Origin of the sequence: Dickeya sp. CFBP 2040 (genome assembly GCF_012273755.1) — a bacterium.
Classification (GTDB): Bacteria; Pseudomonadota; Gammaproteobacteria; order Enterobacterales; family Enterobacteriaceae; genus Dickeya; species Dickeya poaceiphila.
On the sequence record NZ_JAAVXH010000086.1, the window covers coordinates 1 to 22,063 of the forward strand.

The window sequence follows — 22,063 nt, forward strand, 5'->3', positions numbered from 1 at the left end:
GCCCGGTAATTCCATTATTTTTCTGATTTTATTGAATTAATCATCCTCAGAAAACGGAACGGCATGGATTACCAATAAACGATGTTCTGGCGGCATTCGGTTTTCCAGAAAATAAAACATATTTTTATATTTTACGGCATCAGAAGCGAAAAAATTTCACACCAGAATCTTTCACTGATTTTTAATCATTCATCAGGAGGCAATAATGAAACGCGGGATATCTCTACTGCTGCCCATCATCGTGGCAGTTATCCTGTTATTGATTCCCACGCCAGAAGGTCTGGCGCCCTACGCCTGGCGATTCTTTGCCATTTTTGTAGGTGCTATTGTGGGGCTAATTCTGGAACCCTTACCGGGTGCCGTTATCGGCATCGCTTCAGTGGTGATTATCTCTCTGTTCAGCCCGTGGGTGCTGTTCAGCCCTGAACAGGTAGCATCACCGAAGTTTCAGATGGCAGCACAGTCCTTTAAATGGGCTGTTGCCGGTTTCAGCAACTCTACCGTTTGGCTGATTTTCGGCGCGTTCATGTTTGCCGCGGGTTATGAAAAAACCCAGTTTGGCCGCCGTCTGGCGTTGATTCTGGTGAAATACCTGGGCCGGCGTACGCTGACGCTGGGCTACGCCATCACGTTCGCCGATTTGCTGCTGGCACCGTTCACGCCGTCCAACACCGCACGTAGCGGTGGGACCATCTACCCCATCATTTCCAACTTGCCGCCGCTGTACGGTTCAAAACCGAACGATCCCAGCGCCCGCAAAATCGGCTCTTATCTGATGTGGGTAGCGATTACCGCAACCTGCGTCACCAGCTCCATGTTCCTGTCGGCGCTGGCACCCAACCTGCTGGCACTGGCACTGGTGAAAAGCGCCATCGGTCTGAACATCTCCTGGACTAACTGGTTTATTGCCTTCCTGCCGCTGGGCGTGCTGCTGATTCTGACAGTGCCGCTGCTGGCTTACTGGCTCTATCCGCCTGAAGTTAAAGTCAACGACGAAGTGCCGCGTTGGGCACAGGGTGAACTGGAAAAACTAGGCAAACTCTCCCGTAACGAAATTCTGCTGCTGGCGTTTGTCTGCCTGGCGCTGGTGTTGTGGATTTTCGCCACTGCCTGGGTTGAACCGGCCATGGCCGCGCTGCTGGTCATCACGCTGATGCTGGTTACCGGCGTATTGGAATGGAAAGACATCACCGGCAACAAAGCCGCATGGAACACCTTCGTCTGGTTCGCCACGCTGGTCGCACTGGCTGCCGGTCTGTCCGACGTGGGTTTCATCACCTGGCTGGGTAAAATAGGCGGCAGCCTGCTGGGCGGAATCAGCCCAGGCATCGCCACCATCGCCCTGCTGGTCGCGTTCTATGCAATGCACTACCTGTTCGCCAGCACCACAGCGCACACTACAGCGCTGCTGCCCGCCATGCTGGCTATCGGTTCCGCTGTCCCTGGCCTGAATATGACCGTTTTCTGCATGTTGCTGCTGACCTCTCTGGGTATCATGGGGATCATCACACCGTACGGCACCGGTCCAAGTCCGATCTACTACGGCAGCGGCTATCTGCCGGCTAAAGACTACTGGCGTCTTGGTGGTATCTTCGGGGTTCTGTTCCTGATCCTGCTGATTGTGATCGGCTATCCGTGGATGCTGATGATGTTCTAATCACTGCCGACAATGCCGTTGTCGGAAAACAGTAAAAAAACGGGTAGCACATGTGCTACCCGTTTTTCGTTACAACCGTCAGATTTTACTCACCATTCTCTATCACCTCACCCGGTTCAGGGTGATGATTACCGATGGCGATACGCTGCGGTTGTAGCGCCTGCGGCACCTCGCGGATCAGGTCGATATGCAGCAACCCATGTTGAAACTCCGCCTGTGATACATGCAGATGTTCGGCCAGGGTAAAACTCAGCGTGAAAGGTTTAAATACCAGCCCCTGATGCAGATACTGCACTTTCTTCTCCGGCAATGTCGGTGTGCCTTTCACGGTCAGACGCTGGCCTTCCACTTCAATATCCAGCTCCGGCTGACGGAATCCGGCCAGCGCCAGTGTAATGCGGTAATGGTTATCATCGATTTTCTCGATGTTGTAAGGCGGGAACTCCACAGCCTCCTGATTACCCATGGAACTGGCGAGTTTGTCAAAACCAATCCACTGACGCAGCAGGGGGGATAAATCGTAATTGCGCATATTCATAACTCCTTCTGTGAAGCGAGATACTGGTTTCCGGCCAATGACCGGCTGGTCCCCATTCGGCGGACGCATAGATATACCGACGCAGAGCGATATCTATCACTCCGTATCTGTCCACTCACCGCCGCGGCGTTACGCGCCAGCGGCCAACACGGTTATTTGATTTCGATACGACGCGGTTTCAGCGTTTCAGGAATCACCCGCTGTAACTCGATGAACAGCAAACCATTCTCCAGGCTGGCACCGTTAATCTGAATGTGTTCGGCCAGCTGGAATTTGCGTTCGAAATTACGCTCGGCAATGCCCTGATAGAGGTAATTACGCGGTGTGGCGTCACCGCTGTGTGAACCTTTAACAATCAGCATGTTGTCGTGCGCGGTGATCTCCAGTTCACTTTCAGCGAAACCCGCCACGGCAATGGCGATGCGATAGTGGTTTTCGTCAACCAGTTCAACGTTATAAGGAGGATATCCGCCATTTCCCTGGCTTTGGCCAGCTTCCAGCAGATTAAACAGACGATCAAAACCAATCGCGGAGCGATACAACGGGGAAAAATCGGGGTTACGCATAAACTATCTCCTGGCGTGCAGCGAGGTTATATACATTACAGCCCTCCATTCGGACAGGCTCCGGACCGCAGTCGCTGTATTTAAGGAACACAGCGGCAATACCCTGTCGGCGTATTTCTGCAGGTCTGACAGAGATATGGTGATTTATCTCTGCTTTTCAACACAGGAAGCGGGAAAATTTTCTTATTCTTTACCCTGCTGCGATGGAATCGCATACACTGGATAACGAGCACATTTTGCTAAAACAGGTGAAGGCCGTAACCTAGGTGAAAGCCGTAACCCACGTGCAGGTCGATATCAGCGCAGCCAGCCACGTAACCGGGACGATATTCCTCAAGGTAACATGATGACCATTCTGAAAAATGCCTCATTGTCGTTGGTGCTGTCAGGCGGGATACTGGCGACATGCGGCGGCTGCTCCAGCGTAATGACCCACTCTGGCGGCGAGCAGGGGTACTATTCCGGCACCAAAGCCAGCATGACCACACTGAAAGATGATGACACCAGTTGGGCGATGATGCCGATGGCGGCCATGGACCTCCCCTTCTCCGCCATGCTGGATACGATGTTGTTACCCTATGACTATTACCGCGTTCACAGCGACCAACGCAACACGTCAGCACGTGACCGGCTGGAGGAATACGAGCGCCGTCAGCCGATGGACTCTGCGCCTCAACGGCTGGTGATGCCGGCATCAGCGAATAACGCTGGTCACTGATGTCCGGCCTGGCGGCGGTGAATCAACGTCATGGGGATCACCGCCTTATGCGGTTGCGCCTCACCGTTTAACGCCTGCTGCATCGCCGCAAACGCCTGTTCTGCCCACGCATCCTCGTTCTGACGCATCGACCACAGCGTATTCGGCAGGAATCCCAGCATGGCGTGTTCATCGAAGGTGCCGATATTAATGTGCGCCGGAATATAGCCATAACGCTCCCGAACCACACTCAGCATCCCCTCCAACACCGGGAGCGACGATGCGATGAACGCGGGCGGCGGCGCATCATGCTGATGCAGAAACTGTTCCATCATCAACATGCCGTCCTCACGGCGGTTATGGCTTGCTTCCAGCACCGCTGGGGCCAAACCAGCCTGCTGCACTGACTGATGATAGCCGCGCAGACGGTCGCGGATCGCCGGCTGCCGCACGTCGCCTGCCATGAAAAACAACGGTGCGGCGGGCTGGGCAGTCAGCATCGCTTGTGTCAGCGCCGCGCCGCCTTGCAGATTGTCACTCATTACCAGCGGCAACTGTTCGATACCAAAATCACGGTCCAGCAGTACCAGCGGCTTTTTCACCACCTTCGCGTGGTGCTGAGCGGCTTGCAACGACGACGGTACCACAAACAGCCCATCGACATTACGCTGCAACAGTGCCTCCACCAGCCGGTTTTCGTACTGTGGGTCACTGTAAGAACAGCTGATCATCAGTTGATAACCTACCTCGCGGCAGCAGGTTTCGAGTTTTTCGGCCAGCGTCGAGAAAAACAGGTTGGATAAACGGGGAACGATCAGCCCCAGCGTTTCGGTTTTGTTCAGCTTCAGGCTGCGGGCAACGTGATTAACGGTATAACCGTACTCGGTCACATAGTGGTGGATGCGTTGCTGGGTTTTGGCGCTGATTCGATACTGTTCCGCTTTTCCATTGAGTACCAGACGTACGGTAGTCACGGACAGCTTCAAGGCACTGGCAATCTGTTCAACTGTTTTCGCCATGCAACAGAATATCCCTGTGATAACTGAAAGATGGCCAGTGTAGCGGAATAACTAACTCGACGCAGCTAAAGCGCGGCCTATCCTGGCCGCGATCAATAAATCATATGTCTTTGGTCATATCACGACGCGAGGTTTCCGGTGCTTTCCAGGCAGCAAATGCCGCTACCAACGCCGCCACCGTGACGTAAGTCGCCACCAGCGTCCAGGATTCGTTATCCAGCGTGGTGAGTCCCTTGGCGATAAACGGGGTAAAACCGCCTGCCACAATCGCCCCCAGTTGTGCGCCGATGGACGCGCCGCTGTAGCGCACTTTCGGGCCAAACAGTTCGGTAAAGAACGCCGGCTGCACCGAATTGATGGAGTTGTGGGCGATGTTGATCAGCAGAATGTAACCCAACACCATCAACCCAAACGAACCGCTTTCCAGCAGATAAAAGAACGGGAACGCCATCGCCGCCGCGCACAGCGCGCCGAAGATATAGACAGGACGGCGACCCACCCGGTCAGACAGCGCGCCAAACAGCGCGTGCATCGGAAACGCCAGCACACAGGTCGCCATGATCACGTTGAGCATAGTTTGCTTAGGCACGCCCAACTGCACGGTGGCGTAAGACACGGCGAACACGGTTGCCAGGAAAAACGGCACGCTTTCCGCAAAACGCAGCACCATAATCAGGCAGATGCTGCGCCACTGTTTACGCAGCACTTCCACCACCGGGCTTTGACGAGGCGCGGTATCACGCTGATGCGCCTGCTGCTGTTGCTGGATGTGCTGAAACACCGGGGTTTCATCCACCTTGCGGCGCATATACAGCCCAACCAGCACCAGCGCCACGCTCAGCATGAACGGCACGCGCCAGCCCCAGGACATCAGTTGCTCTTCCGGCAGCGTTGATACCATGGCGAATATCGCCGTCGCCAGCAGTTGCCCGGAAAACCCGCCGGTCTGCGGGATGGAACCCAACAGGCCGCGGCGATTGGCTGGCGCGGTTTCCACCACCATCAGCATCGCGCCGCCCCATTCGCCGCCCACCAGAAAACCCTGCACGAAGCGCAGCACCACCAGCAATATCGGCGCCCATACGCCTATCTGGTTATAGGTGGGCAGACAGCCGATCAGAAAGGTCGCCAGTCCCATGCCGCCGAGGGTAATCAGCAATGTCAGCTTACGCCCCAGGGTGTCGCCCATGTGGCCGAAAAAGATACCGCCCAGCGGGCGGGCAATGAACCCCACGCCAAAGGTGGCGAACGATGCCAGCATGGCCGCTACCGGGCTGACGGTGGGAAAGAACAATTTGCCAAACACCAGTGCGCTTGCCAGTCCGTAGAGCAGGAAATCGTAAAACTCGATGGTGTTGCCAATCCAACTGGAGATCACCACGCGGCGAATGTTGGATTTATTGTGCATCGCCTGGTGTTGGGATAATTCCACGGAAATCGACATGATGTTCCTCGCTTTATGTTTTTACCGCCCTTCAGGCAAAACCATCCGGACGCCGCCGAACCCACAGGTCGGCAGGGGGTGTAGGGTACAGTTTTTTTGGTGTGCTACAACGACTACCTGCTGAATATCAGCGCGCAGTAAACGATATTTTTTCGATTCCAGGTGTAAGTCACATGTAATGTGTCGCCATCAGCAATAATGGCGGGATAAGAAAACTCGCCGGGCTGTTGCTCAAGACAGACAACATTCTCCCAGTGTTCGCCGTTATCCGTGGAACAGGCCACGGCCAACGGATAGCGACGATGCCAGTTGCCGGTCACCGGGTTGTAAACCAGAACCAGACGGCCTTCGCCCAGATGCACCAGATCGACGCCGCTATTATTGTTTGGCAAATCAATGGGGTAAGCCTCGCACCAGCGACGACCATAATCTTGAGAATCGCTGCGGTACAGCGCGCCGCGGGTGCTGCGCATCAGCACATGCACCTGCCCCGGTGACGACTCCCATGCCGACGGCTGGATCACGCCGTCCCACTGGAATACGCGGGTCAGGTCGTTTTCCCACAACGCCGCCTGCTCCAGCCCCGACCACAGCGCCTCGCGGTCATGCTCGCCGGGCACACGGTGAGTCAGCGGAATCGGCGCTGACTGCCAGCTCCGCCCCTGATCACCGCTGAGATCGACAAAGGCATCCCAGTGGCGGTCATCCTCAATGGACGCGGGAGCCAGCCATTCGCCGTTGGACATCACCAGCAGCTTATTTTTCACCGGCCCTCGCGGCGCGCTGTCGCCCGGCACCAGCGCACAGGGTGCGGACCAGTTTGCGCCCTCATCCACCGACACCATGACCCGCGTCTGCCAGTGGTGTACGTCAGCACCCACCTTATAGAACAGCCACAGCGTGCCTGCCTGCCAGTGCAACACCGGGTTCCAGTGCGCCAGCCCGTCTTCCCACGCCACCCGCACCGGCGGCAGCCAGCTCCCTTGCTCAGCACAGGCCAGCCAGATGGCGGTATCGCCGCTGCCTTCCTTTTCACCGGCAAACCAGGCCACCCGCAGCCGTCCGCCCGACAATGCCACCACGGTCGAGGCGTGGCAGTTGCCGAAATAGTCGTGCCCTTCGGGCAGGACACATTGCCGTGTTGTCGTCGTCAGCATCATCAGGATGTCCTTTAGTTACCGGGGCGATAGCGGCAGCCGGGTTTCCAGCGTCTGGCCGAGCCGAATCATGCTCTCAATCGCCTGTGGGAAAAAACTCTCGCCGTAAGCCGCGCTGTTGCGCACCCGGCAAACGTGGGTCGAGAACGTACCACATTGCTGCTGATAGAACTTGGCGCAGGCCGGATAATCGAGAAACTCCACCAGCGCTGCCGTACCGAGGTAGTCCGCCAAATGCGCCGCCGCTTCCGGGTGCTCCCGCCAGTGCTCGAACAGCCACACGTACAATTGCGGGTGGAAGTTAGCCATCACGCCGCTGTAAGCCTGACAACCGGCCTGTAGCGATGCCAGCAGCGTCTGGCTGTTGGCGTTGGCCAGATGCAGGCGGGAACCCTGTGCCAGTTGCAACCGCCGACGAATCGTCGGCAGATCGCAGCAGGTATCTTTGATGAAGGTGTAGCGGCCACTGCGTGCACACCAGGCAACCATCTCGTCAGACAGCAACCGCTTGTAAGGATAAGGACATTCGTAAATCCCCAGATCCACCTGCGCAGGCAGTTGCGCCGTCAATGCCTGCAACCGGGCCAGTGCCAGCTCATCCGGCTCGCCCGCCAGCGCCAGCCGGTTACTGATCAGAATCACGCCGTCAACGCCGGTTTCCGCCACGCCGTTAAGCTGATCCACCTGCTGGCTGAAGGCGCTGGCGGTATGACCCGACGCCACCACCGGCACCCGGCCATCTACCTGCGCGACGATAAAACGCACCAGCTCGCGGGTTTCCGCATCGCTTAAGAAAAACATCTCACTGGACTGGCAGGCGGCAAACAGTCCGTGTACGCCGGCATTCAGATACCACTCCACCAACCGCGCCAGCGAGGCGTAGTCGATTTCACCACGCACATCGAACGGGGTGAGCATCACCGGCCAAATGCCAGTGTACTGGTTTTCATCGCTGAAGGATGGATTGTCGTTAGTCATGATTTACTCCGCCAGCAGTTGGTGAGCATCGCCCGCCGCCCATACCCGGATATGCTGCGTCAGTGCCTGAGCAACAAAAGCTTTCAGCACCTCAGCAAGTTTATCGTCGTCTACATACGCCACCGTCAGGTGGTTGCTCTGGTGGCCTGCCATCAGGTCGTCGCGGGTGACGCCATCCAGTACCGCATTAAGCAGCGGCCACTCATAGTTGGTGGCACGGCGACGGCGCTCGAACTCGTCCGCAGGCAGTTCCACCGCGGTACCGGTACCGACATGCATGACAACCTGCGTTCCTTCGTAGTGCGCCCGCGCCCAGACAAAACGCCCCGCTTTGCCCTGACCAGCAATAGTTGAACCGCCATACGGGAAGAACATCGGCGGCTGGCGATAGCCGGTAGCACCGGCAATGCCGCCTTTGAGGTGAGCGAACGGCACCGCGCCGGAAATTTCCAAATCCCAGTAAAACACGCCCTGATATTCGCTGCCCCAGCGAATATCGTGCAGCGTGGTTTCTGCCGGTAATCCCAGCCCGTGCAACAAGTGCCACAACATGACCTGCGGAATGGCGCTGCCCATGTCCACCTCGTTGATACAGGGAATGGCGACGTCAGGACGAATCGGCTCGCCTTGCTCATCCGGCAGCGGGAAACGCTCCGCATTGCCGATCGCGCCTTCGGCGAAATCGGACGCGGCGCAGCTATCCTTCAGCCCCTGTTGATACTGCACGCCAACCGCCGACAGCCCGAAACGCTGCACGAAGCGCGCCATGGCAATCATCATCGCACACTGTTCGAGCACCTGATCGCGCGTCAACTGGCGGCTGCCGTCATCGCCGAACTCAAAGCGCATACCGCGCTGTTCATACCATGTCAGGCAGCTTTCCCGCAGGGCGAACGGCACCTTCGCCATCTCCACCAGCAACGCCGACTGAGACAACGATTCAATCGGCATACCGATATTGATCATCGCCTGTTGCGGGAACATGCCGTTGATCATTCCCATGCAGAAGGTGTCGAACAGCCCGATAATCGCCTTGTGTCGCAGAATGTATTCCCCAACCTGACGGCCAAGCTGTCCGGCAGCTGTCGCCAGCACCGGGTGAGAGGCCGACACCGGGCGCAGGTAGCCGGTTTTGTGGTTCACCGCACCGTCGCGCAGCCAGGTCGCCAGCCCCTGACGGAACGCGTCGTCATCAAAGGTTTCCGACCACAACCGGGAATAACCGCGCCCCAGGCTGGTCAGACAGCCCGCCATACACAACATCCCCACCAGTCCCGGCCAGGTGCCGTCAAAGTTGGCCAGCAGCAGCACCGGGCCGCGATGATGCACCAGCGACGGGGCGATATGGTGGGAATACTGCCAGGCGGTCAGCAACACAATCACTGGCGCATCAGGGTCGAGCGCGGCGAATACGTCGCTGCCTTCCCGCTGGCTGCTGATGAAACCGTGCCCACGGGCGTTGTCCACCGCATGAGCGCGCGTCATGCGGTATCCCAGGTGCTCCAGTGCGCTCTGCAGGCGACTTTCAAACTGCTGCTGGGTTGGCCAGCAGGTCAGGTTGGCGGATTCCCGCAAGTCCGCATTGGTAACCAGCAAGACCTCGCGCTCGCCGACGGAAAGCCAGCGGGGTGAAACGGGAAGATTCAGTGTCAACATAGGTAACTCCTGGTGTCGGCTCCGGACAGTGCCGGAAAAATTCGGCTATCAGTGACGGCGCATCTGTTGCTGTGCGGCCTGCTGGTAGTCATACATCTGCAAATAAATCTGATATTTAGCATCGTGAAACGGTTGATGGCGGTGATCGGCGCGGATAAGCAAGCCGGGGCGCACCAGCGACTGTGCCGCTTGCGGCAGCGAAGGATACGCCCCGCACGCCACCGCCCCCAGCAACGCCGCGCCGAGCGTGACCGCATCTTCCTCACTCGCCAGTTGAATATCGCAACCCGTAATGGCGGCGTATTCCCGCAGCCACAGCGGATTTTTGGTCGCGCCGCCGCACATCACCAGCCGGGTAATACGATGACCGGCCTGATTCAACGCCTCAATAATGTGCCGGGTGCCGTAGGCGATAGCCTGCAACGTCGCCAGATAGAGCCGCGCCAGCGCGTCCGGTCCCTGTTCCAGTGTCAGCCCCATCACCATGCCGCGTGCAGCCGGGTTGGCGCGCGGTGAGCGGTTGCCGTGGTGGTCCGCCAGCACATGCAGATGACGGGTCGGCAATAGTTCACGCTGCTCCAGCGACGCTACCCACTCGTTCAGCACGGCATACGGGCTACGGCGCTGTTGTTCCGCCTGCGCGGTCAACACCGGCCATTGCACATGCTGGCGCAAGGTCCACTCCACCAGCGCCCCCGCCGCGCTCTGCCCGCCTTCGTTGAGCCACCACTGCGGCAACATCGCTCCCCAGTACGGTCCCCATACGCCGGGCACCTCGACCGGCTGACGGCTGACCAGCATATGGCAGTTAGACGTTCCGCTGATGATGGCCAGACTCCCCTGCGGTTCACTGCCCACCAGCGCCAGCCCGCCAGCATGAGCGTCAATAATGCCGCCGGCGACCACCACGTTTTCCGGCAATCCCCAGTCGTGCGCCACGTCAGCCGCCAGCGTTCCGGCAGCCTCACCCAGTTGCAGGATGCGCGGCGGAATTTTCTGCGGCAAGTCAGCCAGCCCAACCGCCTGCAACAGGCTGTCGCTAAAGCGGTTTTCGTGCGCCAGATAGTTCCACTTGCAGGTCAACGTGCAGACGCTGGCCGCATCTGTGCCGGTGGCACGCCACACCAGATAGTCCGCCAGATCGAAAAAGCGCCAGACGTGCTGATAACGTGCCGGGAAATGGCGTTTCAGCCACAGGATCTTGGGGAGTTCCATCTCAATGCTGACCTCACCACCCACATAGCGCAGTGCCTCGTCGCCGGTGGCGTTGATATCAGCGGTTTCGGTTGCGGCACGGTGATCCATCCACATGATGATGTCCCGCTGCGGGTCGTCCTGTTCCGCCACCGATACCGGCTGCCCCTGCATCCCCACCGCCACCAGCGAGCAGGTGGCGTCAAAGCCGATGGCGCGCACCTGCGAAGGATCAACCGCCGCCACGCTTAGCGCTTCACGCACACAAGTACCGACCGCCTGCCAGATATCCACCGACGATTGCTCCACCACGTGAGGGCGGGGATGAAACTGTTCGATAGGCCGAACCGCAAACGCCAGACGCTGACCATTGCCGTCAAACACCCCAGCTCTGACGCTGGCCGACCCGACATCCACACCGATAAAGCAACCGTCTTTCATGTTGAAACCTCTTTGCTGCGTCGAGTTAGCAATGTATTTGAAGCACAAGACCGATGACAATGATTTTTGTTACGAACTGTGAGGCAGATCGGTGAATAAAAAACAATCGCTTGAAAGGAAACGGCTTTATCAGGTAACCCAAACCACGATGGGGTGAAGACCGTAAGGGAACAACAGAAGAGGGGAAAACCATGGGCGACGGGTCAATCTGGACCTGCCGCCGGTCAGGAAAAACGACTGTTAACGCCTGACCGTCACCACAAAAATCTGGTTACAGCCATCAATATCCCGCAGATAAGCGATGCGATTACCGTCTGGTGAAAACACCACGGCATCCCCCACTGGCGGTAATTCGCTGCGCACGGTCTGGCGAATCAATTGCCCGGTTGCCGCCTCGCACAGCATCACGCTGTTGTCGCAAATAAACGCCAGATGTTTTCCGTCAGGATGCCAGCTGAATGCCGACTGCACCGGCCAGTCGCCCTGCGTGACCTGACGCGGCTTGCCGCCATTCGGTGATACCGTCCACAACTGCACAATGCCGTGATCATCTTTCATCAGAAAGGCAATCTGGCTGCCGTCCGGCGAACTACGTAGCCAGTGGCGCGGCTGATTGACCACGCCGGGGTGCGGCCTGTCGGCGGTGTAAGTGAGCCGCCGCTGATGCACGCCGGCAGGCGGCGCAGGCAATGCATCATCAGTACCGCCCAACGGCCTCTCGCCGGGGTGGGCGTAATCGTCCAGTTGTTCTGGCAAATCAACAATAAACACGTCAGGCACTTTCTCACCGCGCGCCGACAACGTATCGCCGATAAACGCCAGCGCCCAGCGCTGGCGACGGCCATCCGGGCGCAAATAGCCCTCAGTCCCTACCCAGCCTTCCTCGTAGGCGCGGTTGATCTCATCGCTGCCGGGGCGTGGCTGCGGCGTGGTATGACTCACCAGCACACAGTAATGGCTACCGTCGTGCTCACGCGGATGACGGTGTGGCGCCGTCACCGAATGTAGCGGCACCGCCACCCCGACATTGCGCAGATCCAACGCCGGGTCACGCTCATGCAGCACATGATCGTTATAGGTAAAGCTCAGGCGACTGCCGTCCGGGCTAAACACATGCACATGAGAACCGCCGCGCAGCGCGCCAGCCAGATAGGGTGCCGTCAGCACGCAGGCATCCAGCGTCGTGGCCTGCTGGCGGTCATCATCGGCTATCACCACGCCACGGCGATGGTGGAAATCGTACTGCCAGTGCGCGTCAGGGTTTTCCGGCCCGTGGATAAACACATAACGTTGCGGCGGTACCGGGCTGCCGGTCACGACACCAACATGCGCGCCTTGCCCGGCACGGTAAAGCACCTCGCACTCGCGGGTTTCTACATTGACGCGCTCAATCGTCAAACCGGTAAATGAAGACCCATGTGGCCGGACATCATAAATCAGCCAGTTTCCATCACATGACCAGATATTGATGTTGGTGAGCTGATGTGAAAACGCCCCAAATGTTATCTGCCTGTCTTCATTCATCACAGATTCCCCGCCTTACCCAATTAACTTGGCATATCATAAAAAACCGCGCAATGAATGACAAAAACAATGAAAATCAGCGGTTTGTTTACAATACCTGACTGTATTGTTGGTCAAAAAAGTAGAAAGATAGCGTCAACAACCTCCGTTTTTCACGAAGGCCAACAGGGCGTAACCTTTCCTTATCGAATTCCGTTATCGAAAGTACAAACGCCTTCACCAGGGTTACCGAAAAAAAGGAAAGAGACATGAAAAACATCAAAACTATCGCTATCGCAGCCGTTCTTACCACCGTATCTTTTGGCTCTTTTGCCGCCGCTCACAACGTTAGCTATGAACAGGCTCAGCAGTTGGAAAAAATCGGCGCAGTTTCCGCCACCGCCAACGACCTGACGTCGCTGCAAACCAAACTGGCGCACAAAGCCAGCGCAGCCGGCGCTTCCGCCTACACCATTACCTACGCTGGCGGCGACGATACCCTGCACGGCAACGCGACGATCTACAAATAAATCGCCCGCATATTCATCATTATCCCTCAACCCCGGTGCCTGTGTCCCACTGGGGTTTTTTCATTTCAGACACCGTACACGCCAACTGATTCATGGTTTATTCATCAGCACCACTGAACAGATGATCGTACACATGCTGGAGGTGACGCTCCATGCTGATACGCGCACGGGCAGGGTCGCGCGCGATGATGGCATCCGCGATATCGGTATGATCCTGATTCATGGTGCGGGGAAAATCGGAGTCGGCGTAAAGCGTTTCCAGCCGGACAAACCGGCTACTCTGACGCTTGTTCCACAGGTATTCCATCATGTCCTGCAATACTTCATTGCCAGACATTTCGCTCACCAGCAGGTGGAAGCGCTTGTCTTCATGCAAAAACTGCGCGTCATTAATATGCAGGCGGGACAAATCGCGGGTGATTTCCTGTAGCGCGGCGCGCTGTTCGTCGCTGGCATGTATCGCCGCCAGTTCCGCCATCATCGCCTCGTAGACCTGACGGGCCTGAATAAACGCCCGCAGGCTGAATTCGTCTTCCGGCAACGCCGCAGGTAGCGTTTCCGGCAGCGGATCATTGACATAGACGCCATTGCCGGTGCGGATTTCCACCCAACCGGTGATTTCCAGCGCAATCAGCGCCTCACGGATGGACGAGCGGCTCACCCCCAGTTGTTTCGCCAGCTCACGCTCCGAAGGCAACAGTTGCCCGGCCACAAACTGACCGTTCCTGATGCAGTTAATCAGCAGTGTGGAGATCTGCCGGTACAGCCGCTCAACCTTCAGTGTGGGTAATACCATATCCCCTCCGGATTCCCCCGTCAGTCGTGTCCTAACCATATGTTCTGTAAACAACACCCCACAGCTTACCATAGCCGCTAAAACGCCAGAAAAGTAAATGCCCCCGCCTCACCTGCGGCTTCCACATCGCTCTCCTGGCTGGTGCTTACGTGATCTAAATCACAGAAATATCGCTACAGGTGGTGAATAGTGAGCTGGTCAGGCGGTCAGGCCACCAGACCGACCATCTAATATTCACTATTTCCCAATCTATACCCAAAATAATTCGAGTTGCAGGACAACACGCTTGCGTGTTGAACAACGTAGTACGTTGGCCCGACAGGGCAAGGCTCGCCAAGAGCCTTGTAACGCGGCGACGCAGCGAATCCCCAGGAGCTTACATCAGTAAGTGACTGGGGTGAGTGAGGAAAGCCAACGCATCTGCAACTTGAAGTATGCCGGGTATATAGCTTAAGGAGCTACATTATGGAACACACCTGGCGCTGGTACGGCCCCAACGATCCGGTGTCGCTGGATGATGCCCGCCAGGCGGGCGCGACCGGTATCGTCACCGCGCTGCACCACATCCCTAATGGCGAAGTGTGGAGCATTGAAGAGATTAAGCAACGTCAGGCAATACTGGCGGAAAAAGGGCTGACCTGGTCGGTAGTGGAAAGCGTGCCGGTGCACGAAGCCATCAAAACCCAAACCGGCGACTACCAACGTTATATCGCCAATTACCAGCAGTCACTGCGCAATCTGGGCGCTTGCGGCATCGATACCGTGTGCTACAACTTCATGCCGGTGCTGGACTGGACCCGTACTGACCTGGAATACCCGATGCCGGACGGTTCCAGAGCACTGCGGTTCGATCACACCGCTTTCGCGGCGTTTGAGTTGCACCTGCTTAAGCGCGCTGGCGCTGCCGCCGACTACAGCGATGAAGAACAGCGTCAGGCTGCCGCGTATTTCGCCGCCATGACCGATGCCGACAAAGACAAGCTGACCCGCAATATCATCGCCGGCCTGCCGGGTGCTGAAGAAGGCTATACACTGGAGCAGTTCCGCGCCCAACTGGCGCAATACGACGGTATCGATAAGGCGAAACTGCGTGAACACATGGCGGAATTCCTGCGGGCAATCGTACCGGTGGCGGAAGAAGCCGGCATTGTACTGGCGGTGCATCCAGACGATCCGCCGCGCCCGATTCTCGGCCTGCCGCGCATCGTTTCCACCATCGAGGATATGCAGTGGTTAAAAGACACCGTGGACAGCATCCATAATGGCTTTACCATGTGTACCGGGTCTTACGGCGTGCGGGCAGACAACGATCTGGTGAACATGATCGAAACCTTCGCTGATCGTATCCACTTCACCCATCTGCGTGCCACCTGCCGCGAGGACAACCCGAAAAGTTTCCACGAAGCGGCTCACTTGCATGGCGATGTGGACATGGTGAAGGTGGTGAAAGCGATTCTGGCGGAAGAACATCGTCGTCGTCAGCAGGGCAACACCCGCGCCATTCCGATGCGACCTGACCACGGCCACCAGATGCTGGATGACCTGAAGAAGAAAACCAACCCCGGCTACTCTGCCATCGGGCGGCTGAAAGGGCTGGCGGAAGTGCGCGGCGTCGAGCTGGCCATCAAACAGACGTTTTTTAACGACTAACCTGCCGCACGCTCCTGAATGTCTGGCCCGCACAGGTCAGACATTCAACACAAACTTCTCAATCGCGTAAGCCACGCCATCTTCACGATTAGAGCGGGTAACAAACTGGCTCGCCGCCTTGACGCTGTCAATCGCATTGCCCATTGCCACACCCAGCCCGGCAAACTCGATCATCGCCAAATCATTTTCCTGATCACCCAGCGCCATCACTTCATCACGTTCCAGGCCAAGGTGTTGCGCCAGCATTTTTACCCCTTCGCCTTTATTCACGCGCTTGTCCAGAATCTCCAGATAGAACGCGGCGCTTTTCATGATGGTGTAACGCGTGAAATCCTCACGCGGAATGCGGGCGATAGCGGCATCCAGCACGTCGGGTTCATCTATCATCATCACTTTTGGAAAACGCAGATTGCGGTCCATTTCCTCTACCGCCCGGTATTTCAGCGGCATACTGGTCAGGTGAGACTCATGCACGGTGTAGGCGCTAATGTCTTTGTTAGCGGTATACACATAATTGAAATCAAGCGCGTGGAAATGCACGCCCAGCTCACGCGACAACGCCTCGAAATAGAGGTAATCCTCAAAGCTCAACGTCGTTTGTGCCACACACTCAGCCGTCAATGTGCTCTGCACTAACGCGCCATTGTTGGTGATGCAGTAATGTCCATCCTGCTGCAACGCCAGTTGTTTCAAGTAGCGTTCGATGCCAATGAACGGACGCCCGGTCGCCAGTGCCACATACACGCCCTTTTCACGGGCAGCGGCAATCGCTTGTTGCACCGCGGGCGAAATATGGTTTTCCGGCGTCAGCAACGTGCCGTCCATATCAATCGCAATCAGTTTTATCGCCATGATTTCCCCAGTAATCAACTTCATTATCGATATGCTAACGCGATTTCGCCGGGAGAGGCCAGAAAATCCACTGACATGTCATCTGTTATTGATTAAAGAAACTTACACTAAGACCGATGCTAGCTATGAATACAGTAAAAAATTCATCTTTTTGCCTGGCTGTATTCATTACCGCTGTTATGTTTATTTAATTCATTAATGGAGTTGTACAGTGGAGTACTGCTATGCCTAACCCGTTGGTCCCTTATGCTTCCTCTGCGGTTTCTTCAGTCAGTACGGTAGACACGCAGACAAGAAAAAATACGCTCTCTACCCGGACGCTGGTGCTCGTCACCACTGTCATCATCATCGCCATAGGATTTTCCACTATTATTGGCTTTTTGCTATGGCAGTCAGGTCAACAGCAAAAAGCCAGCGTCCAACAGGTACTGGAGCAAACCGCCACGGCCAGCGCCTATTCCGTGCAAAGTCGTATTGATGTAGCGCTGTTTGCCGCACGGAGTCTGATGCAAGACGTTGTCAGCTTGCGTGAGTCCGGTTTGCCGGATCGCGCCACGACGGAACAAATACTGAAAAGTACCCTCAAGAACCACCCTGAGTTACTGTCTATGTCGCTGGCTTTCGAACCGAATGCCTTTGATGGGAAAGATGCACAGTACGCCGGCCAACCCGATCAAGACCCGAAAGGTCGATTCGTACGCTATGTAGACCGCGACAATAATGGCAACGTTGCCTTGCACACCCTGACTGACTACGAAACTCCCGGTAGCGGCGACTACTACTTACTGCCTCGCAAACTGCAAAAAGAGGTGATCCTGGAGCCTTACAGCTATCCTTATAACGGGGTCAATGTGCTGCTCACCTCCATCGCTGTGCCTATCATGATTAACGGCAAATTTTATGGCTCCGTCACGGCAGATTTTTCGCTGGCGACGCTGCAAAAAACGATCAATGACATTAAGCCGTTTGGTGGAGCCGGCTATGCCATGATGTTTTCATCCAATGGTAACTATATCGCCCATCCGGATGCGGCTCGCATTACCAAAAAACTGGAAGGCGACCCCAAACTGCTGGAAAGCATTCAATCAGGCACGCCGTTTTTTTCCACCCGCATGAGCTCTTTCACCAAAACAGAAATGATGAATGCCTATCTGCCAATTACTATCGGCAATACCGGCACGCCATGGATGTTGGGCGTAGCGGTACCCGAACAGGTGGTGATGGCCGAATTAGTGCGGTTACGTTACATCAGCGCATTCATGACGCTACTGAGTATTCTGGTCGTATCCGGGGTGATTAGCATTATCCTCACCCGCAAGGTGTTACGCCCGATAGGGGGTGAGCCGACGGAAGCGGCAAAAATTGCCCTGGCCGTGGCGCAAGGGGACCTGACGCTCCACATTCCAGTGCAACCCAAAGACACCAGCAGCATCTTTTATGCGATGTCGGAAATGCAGCAGCAGTTGCGCAATATCGTAGAGCAACTGATGTCCACCAGCGAATCGGTCAGTCACGGTGCGGCGGAAATTTCAGCCGGTAACGTCGATCTGGCATCCCGTACTGAGCAGCAGGCGTCGGCGCTGGAAGAAACCGCCGCCAGCATGGAGCAAATTACCGCTACCGTGAAGCAAAACGCCGATAACGCGCACAGCGCCACCCGGCTAACGCAAAACGCGGCACAGATTGCCCAGCGCGGCGACGAGATTGTCAGTCAGGTAGTCAGCGTGATGGGTAACATCGACGAAAGCTCAAAGAAAATCAGTGAGATCACGACAATCATCAGCAGTATTGCCTTTCAGACTAATATTCTGGCGCTCAATGCGGCGGTGGAAGCGGCACGCGCTGGCGAACAGGGCCGCGGTTTCGCGGTGGTGGCCGGCGAGGTACGCAGCCTGGCCCAACGCAGCGCCAGTGCCGTCAAGGACATCACCGCGCTGATCAGTGAGTCCGCCGAACGGGTAGGTCATGGGGTCAACATGGTGGAAAGTGCCGGGAAAACCATGCGAGACATGCTGTCTGCCGTCACCTCGGTCAACGACATCATCAGCGAGATTGTCGCCGCCTCCGATGAACAATCACGCGGCATCAGTCAGGTAACGCAGGCCGTGCATGAAATGGATGGCGTTACCCAACAGAACGCCGCGCTGGTACAACAGGCAACCTCTGCGGCAGCCTCACTGGAGGAACAAGCCCGGCAGTTGATGCAACTGATACAGGTGTTCCGTACTCATTAGCGCACTGCAACCAATAAAGGCATAGCCGCTGGCTATGCCTTTATTTTGCCATCCATGTCGTCTATCTATTCACTATGCACATCAGAACCGTTCAGGCAGCTTACTCCTCGTCATCACGCAGCGGCACAATCAACATATCGACATGCACGGTATTGATCAGCTGACGTGCAGACGACATCAATTTGCTCCAGAAATCCTGATGGTGACCGCATAATACCAGGTCAACATCATACTTACGGATAGCGTCAACCAGCACCTGACCCAAATCGCCACTGCCGCTCAGGGTTTCCGAGATAGGATAATCGGCATTGTCCGCCAACTCTTTCAACGCATGATGGGTTTCTTCGGAAATGCGCTGCTGCATGTTGCCCAGGTTGACATCGATCAGCCCGGTGTAAAGATCGGAGTAATTCACGTCAACATGGATCAAAGAGACTTTGGCATCATACGGTCGCGCCATGGAGACCGCTTTTTCCACTAACACCTTACTTTCCGGTGACAGATCAACCGCAATAAGGATGTGTTTGTAAGCCATAATTAAGCTCCTTCCGTAATGACTAACTGATGGGTCAGCAGATATTTCTCCTGCCAGTCTGATAACCAATGGCTGTTATGAGCATAACACCCACATAATTCAGGGTTATGTTCAATAGATCACAACACCACATATTTTGTAACGGTTTTACGGATGTACCCTGAAGTGACCACCCGTTCGCGCCGATACTACCTACAAGAGTGAAGCCTTAATAACGGGTAAGACTCTCGCACGCACATAGATAAAGTGTAGTTGAAAAGAACAGGGCCTACGGCGTAGAAGCCGATGCCAGATCAAAAGACGTGATGATGTTTTGGGCGGGTAATGAACCTTGCGTCAGGTATGGAAAAAAAGCACCAGGCTCTTCTACAATGAAATTGAAGAAGGGCTGTGCTAGTCCATCTTCCGGCAGGGATACAGAGGGTGCAGAAAAGCACCTGGGCAACTCGCCATGATCTGGCAGCCCCATAACATCGCGTGAATAACGTGTGGCATAAATACCCACAGATGTGATGTCATCAGGATCAGACACATACCAGCATCTGGAGGGTCATAATCCGGGAGGGAAGCATGATGATTAGTACATTTGCGCTTTTCTGGGCTTTATGTGTCGTCTGTGTCATCAATATGGCGCGATATTATTCTTCGTTACGAGTGCTGCTGCTGATACTGAGAGACTGTGACCCGCTGCTTTATCAGTATGTGGACGGAGGTGGCTTTTTCACCTCCCACGGGCAGCCCAGCAAGCAGTTACGGCTGGTTCGCTATATCTACGCACAACGTTATCTTGACCATCACGACCCTGAATTCATCCGTCGCTGCGCACGGGTGCGTGGTCAGTTTCTGCTGACTTCCGCCTTGTGCGGGCTGGTGGTAGTGAGCCTCGTTGGCCTGATCATCTGGCACTGAAGCGAGACACCAGCGGACGGCATAAACCGGTCGTGTTCCTATAAACCTATCAACCTATCAACTCATCAACGCTATACACGAAAAGCAGAAAGGCGACCTGGTGGCCGCCTTTCTTATTTGTCTTGCCTTGTCACCTTGCGGTTTCATCACCGCAGGTTAAATCAGTTTTAACGCCAGCCAGTAAAGCACGCCGGACAACAGCATCGATACCGGCAGGGTAAACACCCAGGCCAGCAGAATGCTTTTCACGGTTTTCCCCTGCACGCCGCCGCCATCGACGATCATGGTTCCGGCTACAGCCGATGAGAGCACATGCGTCGTGGAAACCGGCATACCGGTATAGCTGGCGATGCTAATCGAGATGGCTGCCGTCACCTGCGCTGAAACGCCCTGCGCGTAGGTCATGCCTTTTTTACCAATCTTCTCGCCAATGGTGACCGCCACGCGCTTCCAGCCCACCATGGTACCGAGCGACAGCGCCAGCGCCACGGCCACAATAATCCACAGCGGAGCATATTCCACCGTATACAGCAGGTCGCTACGCAAGTTATTGAGCAGGCGTTTATCATCAGCCGGAATTTCCGGCAGCTTGACGACGTGATCCAGCGTATCGGAGATACACATCAACAAGCGACGAACACGGGCTCTATCTTCCGCAGCCAGTTCACCGTAGCTTTTTACGTTATTCAGCAGACCCAGCGCACGGTCAATGGCGATCAAGGCGCGAGAGGTATCACAGTGAAAATCCGGTTTGTTGCCGGTAGACGGAATCACGTTTTCCGGAGCCGGGATCACCGGGTGCGACAAATCGATCACATGCGCCAGTGATGTTTGGTGAGATTGGTAATAGCTTTGCAGGTTCATCACCGCATCGCGGGTACGGCTGATATCGTAACCCGACGCATCCATATTCAGCACAAACCCGGCAGGCGCCACGCCAATCAGCACCAGCATAAGCAAGCCAATACCTTTCTGACCGTCGTTGGCGCCGTGAGAAAAGCTCACCCCCACCGCAGACAAGATCAACGCCGTACGGGTCCAGAACGGCGGCTTGCGCTTACCATCCTGTTTCTCGCGTTCGGCTGGCGTCAGGTGAACGCGCTGACGCTTCTTATTGCTGCTCCAGTAACGACGCAGCAGATACACCATCAACCCGGCGATGATCATACCGACCACCGGCGATACCAGCAGCGACAGGAAAATGCTAACGACTTTAGGAATATTGAGCGCATCCACCACCGATGTATGGGTCACCAGCGCATTGGTCAAACCAATACCAATAATGGCACCGATCAGGGTGTGAGAACTGGAAGCCGGCAGCCCGAAATACCAGGTCCCCAGGTTCCAGATGATCGCCGCCAACAGCATAGAAAACACCATCGCCAGCCCGTGAGTAGAACTGACATTCAGCAGCAAATCGGTTGGCAGCAGGTGAACGATGGCATACGCCACGCTCAGCCCCCCCAGCAATACCCCAAGGAAATTGAAAACACCGGCCATGACAACCGCCAGTTGGGCACGCATCGCACGGGTATAGATAACAGTAGCCACCGCGTTGGCGGTATCGTGAAAGCCATTGATAGCTTCGTAGAACAGGACAAACAGCAGAGCGAGAATCAACATTAAACCGGTATGGAAATCAAGCCCGGCAAATAAATGTAACATATGTGTTAGGCCATGTAGTGGTCATGAACGCGGCGCATTATC

At 56.0% G+C, this 22,063-nt stretch carries 20 protein-coding genes; 6 read left to right on the plus strand and 14 right to left on the minus strand.

Annotation, left to right across the window (positions count from 1 at the left end; genetic code table 11):
- Positions 1–205: 205 nt before the first annotated feature.
- Positions 206–1,657 carry an anion permease gene (locus Dpoa2040_RS11495; RefSeq protein ID WP_042867620.1) on the plus strand — a complete coding sequence of 484 codons (1,452 nt, stop codon included), beginning with the start codon at positions 206–208 and terminating at the stop codon, positions 1,655–1,657.
- 85 nt (positions 1,658–1,742) lie between these two features.
- On the opposite strand, the gene ibpB is transcribed toward Dpoa2040_RS11495, so the two are convergent.
- Both ibpB and ibpA read right to left on the minus strand, forming a co-directional pair.
- The gene (gene ibpB, locus Dpoa2040_RS11500; RefSeq protein ID WP_042867618.1) at positions 1,743–2,189 is read right to left on the minus strand and encodes a small heat shock chaperone IbpB; all 447 of its coding nucleotides are present in this window, start codon (positions 2,187–2,189) and stop codon (positions 1,743–1,745) included.
- Between the two features lie 158 nt (positions 2,190–2,347).
- On the minus strand, positions 2,348–2,761 hold the full coding sequence (gene ibpA / locus Dpoa2040_RS11505) for a small heat shock chaperone IbpA (RefSeq protein ID WP_042867616.1): 414 nt from the start codon (positions 2,759–2,761) through the stop codon (positions 2,348–2,350).
- 346 nt (positions 2,762–3,107) lie between these two features.
- On the opposite strand from ibpA, the gene Dpoa2040_RS11510 reads away from it, so the two are divergent.
- Complete coding sequence (locus Dpoa2040_RS11510; protein WP_042867614.1) at positions 3,108–3,479, plus strand: YceK/YidQ family lipoprotein; 372 nt, start codon at positions 3,108–3,110, stop codon at positions 3,477–3,479.
- Here the strand turns inward: Dpoa2040_RS11510 and Dpoa2040_RS11515 are convergent.
- The 7 genes from Dpoa2040_RS11515 to Dpoa2040_RS11545 form a co-directional block, all read right to left on the minus strand.
- Complete coding sequence (locus Dpoa2040_RS11515; RefSeq protein WP_168641327.1) at positions 3,473–4,477, minus strand: LacI family DNA-binding transcriptional regulator; 1,005 nt, start codon at positions 4,475–4,477, stop codon at positions 3,473–3,475. The genes Dpoa2040_RS11510 and Dpoa2040_RS11515 overlap by 7 nt on opposite strands.
- Positions 4,478–4,577: 100 nt before the next feature.
- Positions 4,578–5,921, minus strand: a complete 1,344-nt coding sequence (locus Dpoa2040_RS11520; protein WP_146410937.1) for an MFS transporter — start codon at positions 5,919–5,921, stop codon at positions 4,578–4,580.
- A gap of 113 nt (positions 5,922–6,034) precedes the next feature.
- Complete coding sequence (locus tag Dpoa2040_RS11525; protein ID WP_168641328.1) at positions 6,035–7,081, minus strand: exo-alpha-sialidase; 1,047 nt, start codon at positions 7,079–7,081, stop codon at positions 6,035–6,037.
- A gap of 15 nt (positions 7,082–7,096) precedes the next feature.
- Positions 7,097–8,056, minus strand: a complete 960-nt coding sequence (locus Dpoa2040_RS11530; protein WP_168641329.1) for a dihydrodipicolinate synthase family protein — start codon at positions 8,054–8,056, stop codon at positions 7,097–7,099.
- A gap of 3 nt (positions 8,057–8,059) precedes the next feature.
- Positions 8,060–9,712 carry a signal transduction protein gene (locus Dpoa2040_RS11535; RefSeq protein ID WP_168641330.1) on the minus strand — a complete coding sequence of 551 codons (1,653 nt, stop codon included), beginning with the start codon at positions 9,710–9,712 and terminating at the stop codon, positions 8,060–8,062.
- A gap of 48 nt (positions 9,713–9,760) precedes the next feature.
- Positions 9,761–11,347: an FGGY-family carbohydrate kinase gene (locus Dpoa2040_RS11540; protein WP_168641331.1), complete on the minus strand. Its 1,587-nt coding sequence runs from the start codon at positions 11,345–11,347 to the stop codon at positions 9,761–9,763.
- A 240-nt stretch (positions 11,348–11,587) separates the two neighbouring features.
- Positions 11,588–12,871 carry a DUF3748 domain-containing protein gene (locus Dpoa2040_RS11545; protein ID WP_168641332.1) on the minus strand — a complete coding sequence of 428 codons (1,284 nt, stop codon included), beginning with the start codon at positions 12,869–12,871 and terminating at the stop codon, positions 11,588–11,590.
- Positions 12,872–13,119: 248 nt separating this feature from the next.
- Here Dpoa2040_RS11545 and Dpoa2040_RS11550 point away from each other — a divergent pair, with 248 nt between their 5' ends.
- Positions 13,120–13,380 carry a YdgH/BhsA/McbA-like domain containing protein gene (locus Dpoa2040_RS11550; RefSeq protein ID WP_042867600.1) on the plus strand — a complete coding sequence of 87 codons (261 nt, stop codon included), beginning with the start codon at positions 13,120–13,122 and terminating at the stop codon, positions 13,378–13,380.
- Positions 13,381–13,477: 97 nt separating this feature from the next.
- Here the strand turns inward: Dpoa2040_RS11550 and Dpoa2040_RS11555 are convergent, their stop codons facing one another.
- Positions 13,478–14,176: a FadR/GntR family transcriptional regulator gene (locus Dpoa2040_RS11555; RefSeq protein ID WP_146410934.1), complete on the minus strand. Its 699-nt coding sequence runs from the start codon at positions 14,174–14,176 to the stop codon at positions 13,478–13,480.
- Positions 14,177–14,641: 465 nt separating this feature from the next.
- Here Dpoa2040_RS11555 and uxuA point away from each other — a divergent pair, with 465 nt between their 5' ends.
- Complete coding sequence (gene uxuA / locus Dpoa2040_RS11560) at positions 14,642–15,826, plus strand: mannonate dehydratase (RefSeq protein WP_168641333.1); 1,185 nt, start codon at positions 14,642–14,644, stop codon at positions 15,824–15,826.
- Between the two features lie 36 nt (positions 15,827–15,862).
- On the opposite strand, the gene yidA is transcribed toward uxuA, so the two are convergent.
- On the minus strand, positions 15,863–16,678 hold the full coding sequence (gene yidA / locus Dpoa2040_RS11565; RefSeq protein WP_042867596.1) for a sugar-phosphatase: 816 nt from the start codon (positions 16,676–16,678) through the stop codon (positions 15,863–15,865).
- Positions 16,679–16,902: 224 nt separating this feature from the next.
- On the opposite strand from yidA, the gene Dpoa2040_RS11570 reads away from it, so the two are divergent.
- Positions 16,903–18,912 carry a methyl-accepting chemotaxis protein gene (locus Dpoa2040_RS11570; RefSeq protein WP_168641334.1) on the plus strand — a complete coding sequence of 670 codons (2,010 nt, stop codon included), beginning with the start codon at positions 16,903–16,905 and terminating at the stop codon, positions 18,910–18,912.
- Between the two features lie 100 nt (positions 18,913–19,012).
- On the opposite strand, the gene uspA is transcribed toward Dpoa2040_RS11570, so the two are convergent.
- Together uspA and Dpoa2040_RS11580 are read right to left on the minus strand one after the other, a co-directional pair.
- Positions 19,013–19,447, minus strand: a complete 435-nt coding sequence (gene uspA / locus Dpoa2040_RS11575; protein ID WP_042867592.1) for a universal stress protein UspA — start codon at positions 19,445–19,447, stop codon at positions 19,013–19,015.
- A gap of 268 nt (positions 19,448–19,715) precedes the next feature.
- Positions 19,716–19,979, minus strand: coding sequence for a hypothetical protein (locus Dpoa2040_RS11580; protein WP_168641335.1), 264 nt, complete (start codon positions 19,977–19,979; stop codon positions 19,716–19,718).
- Between the two features lie 41 nt (positions 19,980–20,020).
- Here Dpoa2040_RS11580 and uspB point away from each other — a divergent pair, with 41 nt between their 5' ends.
- Entirely contained in the window at positions 20,021–20,356 is a 336-nt protein-coding gene (uspB, locus tag Dpoa2040_RS11585) for a universal stress protein UspB (protein ID WP_042867590.1), read from the plus strand.
- A gap of 156 nt (positions 20,357–20,512) precedes the next feature.
- On the opposite strand, the gene pitA is transcribed toward uspB, so the two are convergent.
- Complete coding sequence (gene pitA, locus Dpoa2040_RS11590; protein ID WP_168641336.1) at positions 20,513–22,021, minus strand: inorganic phosphate transporter PitA; 1,509 nt, start codon at positions 22,019–22,021, stop codon at positions 20,513–20,515.
- Positions 22,022–22,063 lie beyond the last annotated feature (42 nt).

Coding starts and splice junctions, on each gene's coding strand:
- Dpoa2040_RS11570 (WP_168641334.1), top strand. CDS start 16,903: ATGCCTAACCCGTTGGTCCCTTATGCTTCCTCTGCGGTTTCTTCAGTC.
- Dpoa2040_RS11545 (WP_168641332.1), bottom strand. CDS start 12,871: ATGAATGAAGACAGGCAGATAACATTTGGGGCGTTTTCACATCAGCTC.
- Dpoa2040_RS11550 (WP_042867600.1), top strand. CDS start 13,120: ATGAAAAACATCAAAACTATCGCTATCGCAGCCGTTCTTACCACCGTA.
- ibpA (WP_042867616.1), bottom strand. CDS start 2,761: ATGCGTAACCCCGATTTTTCCCCGTTGTATCGCTCCGCGATTGGTTTT.
- uspB (WP_042867590.1), top strand. CDS start 20,021: ATGATTAGTACATTTGCGCTTTTCTGGGCTTTATGTGTCGTCTGTGTC.
- Dpoa2040_RS11555 (WP_146410934.1), bottom strand. CDS start 14,176: ATGGTATTACCCACACTGAAGGTTGAGCGGCTGTACCGGCAGATCTCC.
- uxuA (WP_168641333.1), top strand. CDS start 14,642: ATGGAACACACCTGGCGCTGGTACGGCCCCAACGATCCGGTGTCGCTG.
- yidA (WP_042867596.1), bottom strand. CDS start 16,678: ATGGCGATAAAACTGATTGCGATTGATATGGACGGCACGTTGCTGACG.
- pitA (WP_168641336.1), bottom strand. CDS start 22,021: ATGTTACATTTATTTGCCGGGCTTGATTTCCATACCGGTTTAATGTTG.
- Dpoa2040_RS11495 (WP_042867620.1), top strand. CDS start 206: ATGAAACGCGGGATATCTCTACTGCTGCCCATCATCGTGGCAGTTATC.
- Dpoa2040_RS11510 (WP_042867614.1), top strand. CDS start 3,108: ATGACCATTCTGAAAAATGCCTCATTGTCGTTGGTGCTGTCAGGCGGG.
- uspA (WP_042867592.1), bottom strand. CDS start 19,447: ATGGCTTACAAACACATCCTTATTGCGGTTGATCTGTCACCGGAAAGT.
- Dpoa2040_RS11515 (WP_168641327.1), bottom strand. CDS start 4,477: ATGGCGAAAACAGTTGAACAGATTGCCAGTGCCTTGAAGCTGTCCGTG.
- Dpoa2040_RS11540 (WP_168641331.1), bottom strand. CDS start 11,347: ATGAAAGACGGTTGCTTTATCGGTGTGGATGTCGGGTCGGCCAGCGTC.
- Dpoa2040_RS11525 (WP_168641328.1), bottom strand. CDS start 7,081: ATGATGCTGACGACGACAACACGGCAATGTGTCCTGCCCGAAGGGCAC.
- Dpoa2040_RS11530 (WP_168641329.1), bottom strand. CDS start 8,056: ATGACTAACGACAATCCATCCTTCAGCGATGAAAACCAGTACACTGGC.
- Dpoa2040_RS11520 (WP_146410937.1), bottom strand. CDS start 5,921: ATGTCGATTTCCGTGGAATTATCCCAACACCAGGCGATGCACAATAAA.
- ibpB (WP_042867618.1), bottom strand. CDS start 2,189: ATGCGCAATTACGATTTATCCCCCCTGCTGCGTCAGTGGATTGGTTTT.
- Dpoa2040_RS11535 (WP_168641330.1), bottom strand. CDS start 9,712: ATGTTGACACTGAATCTTCCCGTTTCACCCCGCTGGCTTTCCGTCGGC.